Genomic DNA, 13,656 nt, shown 5'->3' with positions numbered 1-13,656 from the left:
CGCTTTTCAAACGTCTGCCGCCGTCCAGTAGAACACCTAACCGCCTCAAGAAGAGATGCTACGCCTCGCAGGTGGCGCCAGTGTGGCGTCTCCGAAGCGTGCTGCCGTGGGACCGATAAACAGCTTGACGCAGGTCGCCATTCAACGATGGCCGCGCCGCTGCTCCAGCTCACTCCGATTTGTGGCGCCAACTTGTCGGCGACCCACGTGGAGCAATGTGCGACAGCTCCGTACTCTTCTACAGCGTTCCTCTTGGCACGTAGCATGCAAAGTCCTGGGTGGCCGGATCAAGTCCGGTTGGATTGAGACCTGGATGTCCCGGCATCTCACTCGCGCATGTTCGAATTTTGCTTGAGAGCCGCAGGCCTGAATTCATATGACCGCCGATCCGACCAGAACACCACTTCTCTTGACGCCGGGACCATTGACCACGCACTCGCGAACTCGCTCGGTCATGCTGAAGGACTGGGGATCTCGCGATCCTGCCTTTGTCGACATGACAAGACAGCTACGCGAACGGCTCCTGACGGTCGTAAATGGCGCGCCGACCCATGTTGCAATACCGCTCCAAGGCAGCGGCACTTTCGCGGTCGAAGCCACACTCGCCTCTCTGATCAAGCCCGATGATAAGCTACTGATACTGTCGAACGGCGCCTATGGGGAGCGCATGATCGACATTGCGCGACGCCTGAACCGACGATTTCTGGCCTTGCATTGGCCAGAACACTTGCCCATCGACCTGCAGCAGGTTGACAAAGCAGTTGCACTGGACCTGACAATTAGCCACGTCGCGCTCGTGCATTGCGAAACAACATCGGGAATACTCAATCCGTTTGAGCAAATCGCTTCCATCGTACTCGGTCACGGACGCGGCTTGATATTGGACGCCATGAGCAGTTTCGGCGCACTCCCGATCGACCTGTCGAAGTTTCCAATTACCGCCGTCGTTGCTTCCAGCAATAAGTGTCTCGAGGGCGTACCGGGTATCGGCTTTTCCATTGTAGACAAGAGCGCGATCGCTGCGGCCAAACGAGACAACATCCCTTCTCTGTCTCTTGATCTATATGATCAATGGCGCGGATTCGAGAACAATGGCCAATGGCGATTCACGCCCCCCGTGCAAGTCGTTGCGGCGCTGGTCGAGGCTTTGCTTCTGCTGGAAGAAGAAGGGGGACCAGCAGCGCGTCTTAAGAGGTATCAGCGAAATTTCTCTACCCTCCGAGCTGGGATGGAGCAGCTCGGCTTCCGGATGTTTCTTGATGCGGCAGTTCAGGCACCGATCATCGCCACGTTCTTGCCGTTGGACGACCTAGATCTTCGATCTGACGATCTTTTTGTCGCGCTTCAAACTCGAGGTTTTTCAATATACCCAGGGAAGCTGACGATGAGAGATAGCTTCCGTATTGGCTGCATAGGCGCCGTTGTACCAAGCGATTTTGAGGCGCTGGTTGACGCTTGTCGCGAGATTGTGAGCCTCAAGAGAGGCCGCAGCTAGCGCGGCCAAGCGTCTGCTTCGCCCTAGCGAGCCGGAACGTCGTCCGATTCCGTCTTCCTACCGTGACCGGTGATGGACCCACCAATTCTTGCAGGAGATTGCAAGCCTCAGGTCATGGTAGTCCGCCGCCGACAGCTCGTAGATAAGTCCCTCAAAACACCAATTCCTGAGAGGTGCACGAGGCCGGAGATGAGTACAAGTGCTCACGCAGTCATCCTCGCCGCTGGTGCTGGCAGCCGACTGGGCATGAAGGGGGTACCCAAGGCGCTGCTGCGGTTCGGATCGAAGAGCTTGTTGACTCGTCACATTGAAGCGCTCGGGAGAATTGGAATCACGCGGATTGACATTGTGGTCGGTTATGAGGCGACCGCAATTTTCCAGGCCCTTGTAGGTGAGTGTGGAGCCATCGCAGTTCGCGTAATCCCCGTCTTGTGGCAGGAGAAGGGAAGTCTCTTTTCGCTTGTGGCGGCCAACATTGGATCTTTGGACGCGGATACGGTCCTATTGATGGACGCCGACGTGCTCTACCATGGCGAGATCATTGAACGTCTCGTCAGTGCCCGGAGCCAGAATGCGGTCCTCGTCGATCGTAACGGGGCCGTCGGCGCCGAACCGGTAAAGCTCTGCGTAAGAGGAAACACGATCGTCGATTTCGAGAAACGGCCGGCCGATTTGGGCGACTGGTATGGCGAATCAGTCGGCTTCTTCAAACTTGGACCGACGGCTCGCCGCGAACTTGGCGCGATAGGTTCTCAGCTACTCTCTGCCCGAGGTGACCGTTTGGAATACGAAGCGGCTTTAAAGCCGGTTCTGTTGAATGCATCTCACAAATTCGCACCTGAGGACATCACAGGCCTCCCATGGATCGAGATTGATTTCGAAGACGATCTCCGACGAGCCGAGACCCATGTATTTCCACTGGTAGAAGAGACTTTGTCTGGAAACGCGTCCTTGTGAGACGGAGGAGACAATGACAATGAAAGCTGATCTTTCACGCTGCACTTCGTTGGACTTGGAGAATAAGAGAGCGTCGTTCGACAAGGATGGGTTTGTAAAATTCGCAGGTCTTGTTGAGAACGCGCAGGAGCTTCGCGAGCATATCTTAGCCATTGAAGCTGCGGAGCCCCAAGTGGACGGCCCGTGGCTCTACTTTGAGTCCAGCGGAAAAGACGCTTCGCCGTTGATCAATCGAATCGAGAACTTCGCCGATCATGACGATGTACTTGGCGATTGCGTTCGGTCCTCATTGATGGCCGGTATCACTACTCAATTGCTAGGCGAGCCAGTGTGTCTCTTCAAAGAAAAAATCAACCTAAAGCTACCTGGCGGCGCCGGATTTGAGCTTCATCAGGATCAACAGGCCGGGTGGAGCCGCTATGCTAGCCTGTTTGTCACCGCGCTGATCGCTATTGACGCCGCGGATACTTCCAATGGGTGCCTGGAAGTCTTTCCTGGTCTTCACAAAGATGGTCTTTTGGGGCCAGAAGGAAGCCCGCTACCCATCAGCGCCGTAGGGAACAGAGCTCCCATACCGGTCGAGCTGTCGCCTGGCGACGTGCTTTTCTTTGATAGTTACGCTCCTCATGCTTCAAAGCCAAACTTATCCGATCGTCCACGTCGCGCGATGTACCTTACGTATAATAGATTGCGAGATGGCGACCACAGAGAAGACTACTACCTGCACAAATGGGATACCTATCCTCCGGATATTGCTCGACGAAAGGACAGGACTTACGCTTATCGTGTGTGACGCGCGCACCACGAATTTTTCCCTGTGTTGATCGGATAGGTTACCGATGATGGATTAAGCGTGATCAACAGCAGGATGACTTCGGCTTCCTCGGGTAGACTCGAGGAAAACAACGGCAAGGACAGTGCTTCCATAATTTGTGGCTGATAAAACGCGAGCCTTCCATCGAGCGGTTCAAGGATGCTGCCAGCAGCCGATCAGAATTGGCCCGTGTCCCAATGCGTCAAGTCCGTTGTCATCCTGCGGCGCAGTAGTGACCCCTCTACTCCGGCAGTCGGCTCACGACGAGTGCCGCCATTCGGATCATGGACCGCTCGCTCCGCCGCGCGCGACTCGACCGAGGGGAAATCGGCGTCGGTGCGGCCAAAGTGATTGAGCCCGCGCGGATGGCTTCAATATCCAACACTGAAGCTGTGGAGCGGAGTCCGCCTCGCACGCGCGAACCGCGTGGACGCCTGAGATCTTCACAATTGCCTCCCCAATCGTGGCCGCGCGCACAGCTCTTCATCGCCTGCATTTCGAACAGCTTCTCCCGAATTTGAGTTCGGAAATTATGAATTTTCGCTTGTACCGTCGGGCAAAACAGTGGTCTAGGTGGTGCATACGGACTCAGAAGGGGAAGTTCCACGATGGCTGATCGAAGCGACACGCATTCGGATCTTGCCGTGATTTCAAAACTCAACGGAGATTTCAGGAAGAACTATGGAACGCTGCTTGGAGCCTTTCTCTACCTGCGGTCGATGCAAGTGGCCGGCGGAAGGGCCTCTTTGTGCAGTGGTCTCCTTATTGCGGCCCTTTCAGCGCTGTTGAGCTGGTTTGCCCAACATGGCTGGCGATGATTGCTATGAGGCTGCCAGTCTCATCAATGAGATCTTTGGCGCGTGAGACTCGCCGCGGTCTAAACGACAAGGATGGAGCGATCGGCAATTGGGAGTCGCCAGTTATTGCCAAACCAGAATAACTAAGCCTCAGCCTGTTCCTGCAGGATAGCGTGAGCGAACGGCTTCAATGATCTTGCCGTCGGCCAGAGACCTAACTGAAGTCAGCCGACCGCGTCAGTTCACCCTTCGCCTTGGGGAAATCATTGACGGATTGGATATCCGGCAGCGGCCGCCACCGTTCGACAACCTGGTCTTTTGCCGGTTGTGTACGGTTTCGGACGCTTACGTCTGAAAGCCGACGCGCAGGGCGCCGACTGCACCGGGGCTTTGCCTTACACAGCCATCGCGCGATGTGTTTGCTGGCACAGCAATTGCTCGATTGAGGATGTCGAGCTTGCAGCCGCCAACCCAGCGGCTGCTGCCACTGGCGACGACCGGTGTCTTGCATCACGAAAAGGCCGATGATGACAGCGCATCCGAATCAGGCGATCGCCACAGATACAATGCGGCAGATTCGGGTTGACCTTGCCGCAGCCTACCGGCTGATTCATCGGCTCGGCCTCGACGACAGCATCTATACCCACATCTCGGCTCGCCTTCCCGGCGATCACGAACGCTTTCTGATCAATCCGTTCGGGATGCGCTTTGACGAAGTGACTGCCTCGAGCCTTGTCACGATCAACATCGACGGCACGGTCGTCGACGATCCCCTCGGACTTGGTATCAATCCGGCCGGCTTCAATATTCACGCCACGATTCATTCCGCACGAAAAGACGCAATGTGCGTGCTGCACACCCACACAATTGCCGGGGTTGCGGTTTCGTCACTGAAAGCTGGTCTGCGGCCACTCACTCAATGGTCGCTCCAGTTCATAGACAGCCTCGCCTATCACGATTATGGAAAAATCGCGCTCGATATTGGTGAGCGCGCCAGACTTGTTGCCGATCTCGGCGACAGATCCGTCATGATTCTGCGAAATCACGGCTTGCTGACCTGCGGACGCTCCGTTGCCGAATCCTTCAAGCTGATGCGCAACCTTGAGCGATCTTGTCAGGCGCAATTGGCAATTCAAGCTGCAGGTGGGGATTTCACGGTGATCACTGAGGCTACTGCCCGCCGGGCTGCGCAACAGTACGCAAGCTTCTACGACGGCATCGAAGCGGGAGAAACGCCGGATGTCGAATGGGCCGCCTTCAGACGTCTGCTGGAGCGAACCGATCCGGATTTCATGAACTAGCCTCGAGGAGGCTGAAATGACGCATAAGTTGCTCCGCCGCCTAGATGCTACGCAGCTCGACCTGGGCGGCTTTGTCAAATGGTCCTTGAGCTTTCCCGATCCCTACAATGACCCGATAGCTGCCGCTGATCAGGGCAGAAGGGGTTTTGCCCATCTCCCCCTTGGATTCCAAAATGCGCTGAATGAATTCTCGAACACGCCATATTCCGGCGTACTCTTGGTTACCGGTCTACCGATCTGCGCCGATCTTCCGCCGACCCCCACCAAGCCGGTCAGGGAGGCCGGCTTGGGACGCGTCGGCAACGAAGGCCTCCTCTTCTCAATCGCCTCCGCGTTCGGAAACCCGTACAGCTATCGTGAGTGGGAGGGAGGGCATCTACTTCACAACAAGTATCCAATTCGGCAACACGCCACCTCGCAAGTGGGGACAAACAATGTGCTGCTCCAAATGCACACGGAAAAGGCTTTTCGCGACGTTTCTCCTGACTACGTCGCTCTACTATGCTTGCGAGGCGATCCGGCCCATGCTGCCGTAACTCATTTTTGCGATCTCCGTCGCGTCATCGAACAGTTCCCATCCGATGCGCAACGGCTGCTTCGGACGCCTCTATACGCATTTCGGACTGATAGCCCGCGCCTCGTGATGGATGGCATTGGCTATACGGCGCCGCATGCGATTGTGCAGGAGCACCAGAATAGCGGCATTTATCAGTATGTCGATGACCTTTCGGCTCTTAACGACGAGGCCAAAGAGGTGCTCGATAACCTGCGGACTGCCATCGGCGCGAATACAACAGGGCTGCATTTGAACGCCGGGGATTTATTAATCATGGACAACTCTCACATCGTCCATGGCCGAAGCGCCTTTCGACCAAATTACGACGGTCGAGATCGTTGGCTGCAACGGCTGATGATTTCGCATCGTCTGAACGCAAACTATCTTTGCTCAACTGGTCATCTGATCCCGGATTCCTGCTTTTCTGAATGCTCCAGCGAACACCGAGCTGTGCAGGAACACCAAGGGCAGGGAGGAGCAAACTTGTGATCCGGAGACAGTAGGTCTGGTTGAATGTATCGTGTCCTACCCTGGCTTCTGTCCGTCACATTGTTGATTGCATTCGCGGTCTCGCTTTCCGAGCTTCAGAAAGCCAAGCGCATTAGTGAGGTCCCCCAGCAAAGCGTTCACAACCATAGAAACGTGCGACAATTCATCATCAGCGCCGCCTTAGCGCGGACGCAAGAACCCATTGTTGTACTCGGGGATAGCATTGTCGAGATGGCCCCCTTACCTCTAACCCTCTTAGGTGTCGAGGTTGTCAATGCAGGTATAGGCGGGATCCGAGCTAGCGAACTGGCCGTTATCGCTCCCCGGCTCCTGGATGGTTTCAAACCGAAGATGCTGGTTGTCGCCCTGGGCGCCAATGATGCTAGCTCCTCGGGGTCAGACTTTTCAAACCTCTTGACTACTCTTAGGACCTACACGCCCAATCTGGTCGGAGTATCGACGACAAATGATCCGGCAACTCTTGTGATGATGCGGGAGCGCTTCCATCAGGCGGGCGTTCCATTCATTGCGCCCGAAATTCGCGATGATGGTAAGTTGCCGGATGCCATCCATTTCAACAAACGGGGCTACGAGACGTGGATTACGTCGCTCGTGGATCAGATCTTGCGAATGATGTAGCTGCGCCTCTGCGTGCGCTTCCCCCGCTTTCACTCCGCAGATTAGCGAAAAGCAGAGATCCGGCCGAACCGGCTAAACCGACTATATTCACGCCTGCCCGTCTGCCATGTTAGCGGTCTCGTCAGGCGTATGGCTAACAGCCTGCTCCTGTAGCTCCATGCGACGGAGTTTCGATCGAAATGGGCCACCATCACGTAGAACTGGCGTTGTCTTTGATCGGCTCAAGACTTTCTGCATCGTTCGATTCGAGGCTCACCTCCTTCATAATGGTCGATCCGCTGGAAAGCCGCCGCCCGAGAGCTTCGACGAAACGATCGTAGCGCTCCGCGCCCTTGGCCCGCGCTGCAGGGCTCGATTGTTCCGGTAACGCCGGCGTCGCCGTCAACCAGAAGCGAATGAACAGGGCAACCGTTTCCAGCGTGATACCGTCATTGCGTTCAAGCCGCTCGAGCACACGCACGATCCGGTCGAGACGCTTGGCGATCGCGGCTTCCCGCCGATCGGAATCATCAGGGGAAAGGAAGGATGCAATCGCAGCCTCGGCCACCAGCGACTTTGGCTTACCCTGACGCTTTGCGAATGCCTCGAGCTGACAGCATATCTCCTGGTCGAGATAGATGCTGAGCTGGGCTTTCTTCATCTCACCCAGCTCACAAGCCCATCTTGTCGTCCGGGTCGAGGCTGACGGAACGCGCAAGCCCTTGCACCGAACGGTTCACGGACGCCACCAGGAGGGGATCAGAATCGCCCTCGTCGGCCAGAGCGTCAAATTCGTTCTCAGCCAGTGGCGCCGTGATGACAACCTCCTCCTGCTCCGGCAGATCCGGCTCGCGGCGAATGCCGCCATTCGGGTCGTGGACCGCGCGCTTTACCCCCGCACGCGTCTCGATCGAGGGTGAAATCGGCCTTCGGCTCGACCAATCGTCGCCCTGCGCGGCCAAGGTGACTGAGGTGGGAGGAGACGGCTTCAATATCCGACGCTGAAACTGCTGGTCTTCGTAGTACCGCGCCTTGCGAGCGCGCACCGGGTGCACGCCTGAGACCATCACAATTGCCTCGCTCGGCGAGAGCTGCATGACCTCTCCGGGGGTCAGCAGCGGACGGGATGTCTCCTGGCGGCTGACCATCAGGTGGCCGAGCCATGGCGCCAGCCGATGTCCGGCATAGTTCTTCATCGCCCGCATCTCAGTCGCCGTCCCAAGTGCATCCGAGACACGTTTGGCGGTGCGCTCGTCGTTGGTGGAGAACGCAATCCGGACGTGGCAATTGTCGAGGATCGCGTGGTTCGGCCCATAGGCGCGTTCGAGCTGGTTCAGGCTCTGGGTGATCAAGAAGCTGCGAATGCCGTAACCTGCCATGAAGGCGAGCTGGCTCTCGAAGAAGTCGAGCCGGCCGAGTGCTGCGAATTCGTCGAGCATCAAAAGAAGCTTCTGACGCTGCCGATCGGTATCCAGGCTCTCCGTCAGCCTCCGTCCGATCTGGTTGAGCACGAGCCGCATCAGCGGCTTTGTCCGGGCGATGTCGGATGGGGGCACCACAAGGTAGAGCGAGATGGGCCGAGGTCCATCGACCAGATCACGAATACGCCAGTCGCTCCGCCCCGTGACTTTGGCGACAACAGGATCGCGGTAGAGTCCCAGGAAGCTCATCGTTGTCGACAACACGCCGGAACGTTCATTCTCGCTCTTGTTGAGGAGTTCCCGCGCCGCCGATGCCACGACGGGATGGACTCGCTCGCCCAAATGGGGTGTCGCCAGCATCGCATTCAGCGTCGCCTCGATCGGGCGCGAGGGATCCGACAGGAAGTTCGCAACGCCAGCGAGCGTCTTGTGGGCTTCCGCATAGAGGACGTGGAGAATTGCTCCGACAAGCAAGGAGTGGCTTGTCTTCTCCCAGTGATTGCGGCGCTCCAGCGCGCCTTCGGGGTCAACAAGGATGTCTGCCACATTTTGGGCGTCGCGCACCTCGCAATCGCCCTTGCGAATCTCGAGCAAGGGATTGTAGGCCGCACTCGCGGGGTTGGTCGGGTCAAACAGCAGCACCGGGCCGAGCCGGGCGCGCCAACCCGAGGTCAACTGGAAGTTCTCGCCCTTGATGTCATGGACGATGGCAGAGCTCGGCCAGGTCAGCAGCGTCGGAATGACAAGGCCAACGCCCTTACCGGACCGGGTCGGAGCAAAGCAGAGGACATGCTCCGGCCCATCATGCCGGAGGTAGCGGTCTGCGAAGCGGCCGAGCACGACCCCGTCGGCTCCCAGAAGTCCAGCACGCCGAACCTCCCGCAGATCCGCCCAGCGAGCCGAGCCGTACGTCGTGACTTCCTGGGCTTCCTTTGCCCGCCAGACCGAGATCGCGATGGAGACGGCGAAGGCTGCTATCCCGCCGCTTACGGCGATGCATGCGCCCTGGAGGAAGATCATCGGCGCGTAGGCGTCGAACTCGAACCACCAGATGAAGAAAGCAAACGGCTGGTAAATGGGCCAGCCTCCGATCGTGAACCAGGCCGGCCCAAGCTGCGACTGGAAACCCAAACGCCATGCCGTCCACTCGGTGGCCACCCAGAGGAAGGCGAGCACGAGGGCCGAGACGGAGAGCAGCTGCCCCCAGAGAATACGGGTAGCGGACATAAGCCGTAGATGCGCGCGTCCCGGGCCGTGGTGCAACGGCAACACTCACCATATCGTGGTGATGCGCAGCATGGCGCAGAGATGGGCGGGTCAGAGGGACAGGTCGCGCTTTCGTCCGAAACTCCAGTCGATCCCGCCCGGACCAGCGATACCGCTGACATGCCGTCCTCGCTCACGCTCGAGCGACGGGGTCCAGGGCACAAGCTGGAAGCCTAGCCCGTTGTCAATCATGGCGAAGCGGCCGGAGCCAAGTGAAAGTCTTCGGCGGTAGACCCCCGCAACGGACGCGCCTGCCTCGGCGGGCAGATGCGCCAGCCCTGTTTCTTCCGCGATCCGTTTTCCGACGCTGCCGAGTTCGCGCTGGCGTAACGTTCCGATGAGGCTGCGACCGAGTGTGACTTTGCCGCCGTCGCGGCGGGCCAACCCCTGCTGCGCAAGCACATCAATCCGGCGATCGAGTGCCGCGCGGACCTCGGCTCCGAATCCTGCGCGCGAGAGGTCTGCCGGTTCACGAGCCACCAGTCGCCGGTCGAGCCAGGTGGCCCCTTCCGACGCTACCTGCTGATCGAGGTTGAGGTCCGAGCGGACAGCGAGCGCGACGCGCTGGCGGCCCCTCACATCCTCGAAGCGCCTTAGCTCCACAATGCCGCCGATCGGACCGTCGCCCGCGGCCTCGAGATCGTGGAGTTTGAGGTGATGCACGCGCCCGTCGATCCCATCGACGACTGCGAACCCGGTTCCCTTGAGCTCATCATCAAGCCCACGGGCAATGAGGCGACCGATGACGGCTTCGCCATGACGTTCACCCTCGAGCGCCCAGGACGATGGCGCACGAGAAGCGCCATCCTTCGCGAGGGTCTTATGCAGCCGCTTGATGATATCGCCGCGTTCCCCAAGAGCACGCAAGCGCTGCTCCGTGTCGGCAGCCAGAACCCAGCGGGCGGCCCCCGCGGGCTCAGCGAGTCCCAGCCGCTCGAGCGCCCGCATTCGGCCAATCCGGATCTGCCGCAACGGTTCGGTCCCACCCGCCCGCTCCGGCCGCAGATCAATCACTCCATCCGCCCTTCCCGCTTCCCGGGCCAGCGCCCTGTCGAGCCGTGTCCAGCGTTCGGCCGTCACCTCCGCCTCAAGGCCACGCCTAACCTCCAGCTCCGATCGAGGACCAAGTTCACGCGTGACGAGATCGCCGGCCCGGGCGCGCAGGCCTTTGCCGATATAGTCGCGGCTGATGACCAGGTCGGAGCCATCGTCGGCTCGGCCGCGCACGAGAATGTGGATATGGGGGTGCTCGGTGTTCCAATGGTCGATGGCAACCCAGTCGAGCCGCGTGCCGAGATCGCGCGCTGCCTGATCCATGAGCTCACGGGTAAAGCTCCGCAAGTTTGCGAGCTCCGTGGCGTCGTCCGGCGAGACGATGAACCGGAAATGATGCCTGTCGTCCTCACAGCGTTCGACGAAGGCGCGTCCATCAGCCTCATCGCCGGCAGCATCGAACAGCTTGCCAGATGATCCGTCGCGAGTGACGCCGTCACGCTTCAAATATCCGACATGGGCTCGCAGGCTACCTGGCGAACGCGGCCGCCGCACGACGCGTGCCTTGACCATGGCGCTGCGGCCGCGGTCTTGCAGAAGACGGCCTGCGGCAACGCTTGCCGCGCGCCCGCGCCCGAACCTGCTGCCGAGGCGACCCGCGCCACGGGAGAGCCCGCCCGCCTTCTGTGCGGCCTGAAGCGCCTGCGCCAGGAACGGTTTTGTTCGTGGCGCGCGTGTCGAGCGGATCCGACCTGGACGGACGCGGAAATCGTCGTTACCAGCCATCATATGCTCCATAATGTGCCGAAAACCGAGCAAGACTGATGTGTTGCCGGAAGACGCAAGGTTTTGCCGTGTATTCGCAATGTTCGCAGCGTCGCTGAAATTTCCTAGTGTTGCCTACCCCGACCGACCGGCCGCACCTTGCGGCTTTTATCCTGCCATCCGCGCTTGGCGAGTCCCTGCACTCTCGAAACTCCGATACTCTCCGACAACGTGCGACGAAATGCGATCGCGATCGCCGGCACTGCAGCTCGCGTGATCGCTGCACCAACAATCCGGCCGTACGGGCCACCAGTGCACGCGCCCTGCCCAGCGGGGCCTTTCACTCTATTGATCCAACGAAATTGCAATGTCCTCATCCCAGCGGTCGATGAGTCATTGAAGCGCTCAACGAATGCTGTTGCGTGCTCCCAGTGAACGGCGAGCGACGTACCGCCTACGTGCGGTTCAATGCCGATCAAGGTGCAAGCCTAACGACGCAGGTCTGCGTCTCATGAGGAGCGCGGCGGATCCTCGGTGTCCACGTGCCATGTTCCGGCGCGGATTCAACATTGGCTGTGAAAGTTGCCGAGTGGAAATTGATTGGACCGTCACGATTCGACTTTCCCTAGGCAATTTGACCGTGCCTGCCACGTAGGGTGACGCTGCCGAGAAGAGCTGGATGGATGCAGTTGGATCGCGATCCCAGTAGCAGCGCCACCTGGCCGACGATTGGTGTCCGTGGGTCGGCGTCGCTCCGCGCCCACATACGTAGTGAGCGTGTGGCCCTTCGCCGGCAAGACCTCGCCCACGCCGAGATCGCTGATCGACGTCTTATTGCAGCGAGATCTCCGCGTGTATAAGCGGCGCGGTCACCGAGCTTGCGATAGGTTAGCGCTCGTGCCATGAACTCGGTGCTTTTCCATCGTGCGGCGGGACATCCTGAGAAACCGCGCGGCGTCGGGCGTGCACAGGTATCGGGGGCAAGCTGGCGCTCGGATCGATCATTCGAGAGGCTCCGTTATCGTGTGGAGCGCAACGAGCTGGTTTGCGCACCGAGGGCCAGAATGGCGCGTCAAATCGGCTGGGGGGATGCCGAAGGCGCGGAGATAAGTTTCGCTCCCCCTGCGCTAATCGTTGCCGGATGATGCGCGGGGCAATGCCAGATAATTGCCGCCCGTCAAGGGAGGAACCGCCTGCGTGCCGCAGAAGTTCTGTTAGCCAAGGCCCGCGATCGTGTCGTTGTGCGACCTACCATGAACGATCAGATCTGCTGCCAAGCGGCCGAGCGGCTGTTCTTGCGGCCTCGAACCGGGCGAAGCAAAGTCAACCCGACGAGATGCATGACACTAGGGCGTCGAATCTCCAACGCAGGGACGATTCCGCGACTTACTCGCGTTGGTCAGGCACCACAGGGGGCTACCCATTTCGACTATGGTCGTATCGGAGGCACGATCGGCGCCGGCGTTGAGCAAGCGCTCACGCCGGCATGGTCGATCACGCTCGAGTACGACTATCTGAGGTTCGGCGGACCGAGTGTGCGGACGCCTCCGACCTTGCAGTTTCCGCCGTTCGCCACGATCCCGGCAAACGGCACCAGCCTGTCCAGCAGCTACCATATCGGTAAGCTGGGTCTGAACTACCATCTCGATGCCGACCCAAATGCGCCACGATCCGAGGCTTCGTTCTATGCAACAAAGCCTACTCGCCGCGCGCCGCCGATTGCCTTCACCGAAGGGTGGTCGCTGGAAAGCGGCACACGGCTCTGGCTGAGCCGAGCAAGATTTCAGTGGGACCATTCCCCGAATGTCCAGGATCCAACCGAGCTTGTATCAAGACTCATCTATCACAGACTGGATGGAATTTCCGGTGAGTTGTTCGAACGGGTTGACAGTCCTTGGGGGATCTTCCTGAAGGGAAATATTGGATTCGGACGCTTCAACAGCGGTGCTATCAACAATGAAGATTGGGGCCTGGGCCCTCCCGTCTGGATGGGCGATCGCATCGCTTATACCAACTTCCCATCAGGTCAGGCGAACTGAAGATTCACGTACTATACGGCCGATGCCGGGTATGACTTCCTGCGCAGCAGCACCTATAAGATCGGAGGATTCATCGGCTGGAGCCACTACCGACGGACATCTGACTCGACGGGATTGGTGCAGATCGCTCCGCCTATCTCCCGGG

The 13,656-nt window shown here is 59.1% G+C and carries 11 protein-coding genes; 8 read left to right on the top strand and 3 right to left on the bottom strand.

All coding sequences use genetic code 11. From position 1 onward, the window contains the following. Positions 1-376 precede the first annotated feature (376 nt). From K289_RS0128820 to K289_RS47885, 7 genes are all read left to right on the top strand, one after another. On the top strand, positions 377-1,495 hold the full coding sequence (locus tag K289_RS0128820; protein ID WP_027554672.1) for a 2-aminoethylphosphonate--pyruvate transaminase: 1,119 nt from the start codon (positions 377-379) through the stop codon (positions 1,493-1,495). Between the two features lie 189 nt (positions 1,496-1,684). Next, the gene (locus K289_RS0128815; RefSeq protein WP_027554671.1) at positions 1,685-2,452 is read left to right on the top strand and encodes an NTP transferase domain-containing protein; all 768 of its coding nucleotides are present in this window, start codon (positions 1,685-1,687) and stop codon (positions 2,450-2,452) included. A gap of 19 nt (positions 2,453-2,471) precedes the next feature. Then, positions 2,472-3,245 (top strand): phytanoyl-CoA dioxygenase family protein, encoded by a 774-nt coding sequence (locus K289_RS0128810; protein WP_198024788.1) that lies wholly within the window; start codon positions 2,472-2,474, stop codon positions 3,243-3,245. 629 nt (positions 3,246-3,874) lie between these two features. Continuing rightward, complete coding sequence (locus tag K289_RS50755) at positions 3,875-4,084, top strand: hypothetical protein (RefSeq protein ID WP_156918237.1); 210 nt, start codon at positions 3,875-3,877, stop codon at positions 4,082-4,084. A gap of 503 nt (positions 4,085-4,587) precedes the next feature. Next, entirely contained in the window at positions 4,588-5,364 is a 777-nt protein-coding gene (locus K289_RS0128805; protein ID WP_245284026.1) for a class II aldolase/adducin family protein, read from the top strand. Between the two features lie 16 nt (positions 5,365-5,380). Further along, complete coding sequence (locus K289_RS0128800) at positions 5,381-6,409, top strand: TauD/TfdA family dioxygenase (RefSeq protein WP_027554668.1); 1,029 nt, start codon at positions 5,381-5,383, stop codon at positions 6,407-6,409. A 24-nt stretch (positions 6,410-6,433) separates the two neighbouring features. Further along, complete coding sequence (locus K289_RS47885) at positions 6,434-7,048, top strand: SGNH/GDSL hydrolase family protein (RefSeq protein WP_051310909.1); 615 nt, start codon at positions 6,434-6,436, stop codon at positions 7,046-7,048. 190 nt (positions 7,049-7,238) lie between these two features. Here the strand turns inward: K289_RS47885 and K289_RS0128790 are convergent, their stop codons facing one another. The 3 genes from K289_RS0128790 to K289_RS0128780 all read right to left on the bottom strand — a co-directional run bounded on the left by K289_RS0128790 (position 7,239) and on the right by K289_RS0128780 (position 11,493). Continuing rightward, positions 7,239-7,688, bottom strand: a complete 450-nt coding sequence (locus K289_RS0128790; protein ID WP_027554667.1) for a hypothetical protein — start codon at positions 7,686-7,688, stop codon at positions 7,239-7,241. 10 nt (positions 7,689-7,698) lie between these two features. Next, positions 7,699-9,675 carry a conjugal transfer protein TraG gene (locus K289_RS0128785; protein ID WP_027554666.1) on the bottom strand — a complete coding sequence of 659 codons (1,977 nt, stop codon included), beginning with the start codon at positions 9,673-9,675 and terminating at the stop codon, positions 7,699-7,701. Positions 9,676-9,765: 90 nt separating this feature from the next. Beyond that, a complete protein-coding gene (locus tag K289_RS0128780) occupies positions 9,766-11,493 on the bottom strand; it encodes a DUF3363 domain-containing protein (protein ID WP_027554665.1) in 1,728 nt (575 codons plus the stop codon). A 1,232-nt stretch (positions 11,494-12,725) separates the two neighbouring features. On the opposite strand from K289_RS0128780, the gene K289_RS47880 reads away from it, so the two are divergent. Continuing rightward, positions 12,726-13,511, top strand: coding sequence for an outer membrane protein (locus K289_RS47880; RefSeq protein WP_051310907.1), 786 nt, complete (start codon positions 12,726-12,728; stop codon positions 13,509-13,511). The last annotated feature ends 145 nt before the right edge of the window (positions 13,512-13,656 follow it).

The organism is Bradyrhizobium sp. Cp5.3, from assembly GCF_000426265.1.
Lineage (GTDB): Bacteria > Pseudomonadota > Alphaproteobacteria > Rhizobiales > Xanthobacteraceae > Bradyrhizobium > Bradyrhizobium neotropicale.
This window is presented reverse-complemented; position numbering and strand designations above follow the sequence as displayed.

Excerpts from the sequence above, each read along its gene's own strand:
- K289_RS0128810 (WP_198024788.1), top strand. The coding sequence starts at position 2,472 with ATGAAAGCTGATCTTTCACGCTGCACTTCGTTGGACTTGGAGAATAAG.
- K289_RS47880 (WP_051310907.1), top strand. The coding sequence starts at position 12,726 with ATGAACGATCAGATCTGCTGCCAAGCGGCCGAGCGGCTGTTCTTGCGG.
- K289_RS0128785 (WP_027554666.1), bottom strand. The coding sequence starts at position 9,675 with ATGTCCGCTACCCGTATTCTCTGGGGGCAGCTGCTCTCCGTCTCGGCC.
- K289_RS0128820 (WP_027554672.1), top strand. The coding sequence starts at position 377 with ATGACCGCCGATCCGACCAGAACACCACTTCTCTTGACGCCGGGACCA.
- K289_RS0128790 (WP_027554667.1), bottom strand. The coding sequence starts at position 7,688 with ATGAAGAAAGCCCAGCTCAGCATCTATCTCGACCAGGAGATATGCTGT.
- K289_RS0128815 (WP_027554671.1), top strand. The coding sequence starts at position 1,685 with ATGAGTACAAGTGCTCACGCAGTCATCCTCGCCGCTGGTGCTGGCAGC.
- K289_RS47885 (WP_051310909.1), top strand. The coding sequence starts at position 6,434 with ATGTATCGTGTCCTACCCTGGCTTCTGTCCGTCACATTGTTGATTGCA.
- K289_RS0128780 (WP_027554665.1), bottom strand. The coding sequence starts at position 11,493 with ATGGCTGGTAACGACGATTTCCGCGTCCGTCCAGGTCGGATCCGCTCG.
- K289_RS50755 (WP_156918237.1), top strand. The coding sequence starts at position 3,875 with ATGGCTGATCGAAGCGACACGCATTCGGATCTTGCCGTGATTTCAAAA.
- K289_RS0128805 (WP_245284026.1), top strand. The coding sequence starts at position 4,588 with ATGATGACAGCGCATCCGAATCAGGCGATCGCCACAGATACAATGCGG.
- K289_RS0128800 (WP_027554668.1), top strand. The coding sequence starts at position 5,381 with ATGACGCATAAGTTGCTCCGCCGCCTAGATGCTACGCAGCTCGACCTG.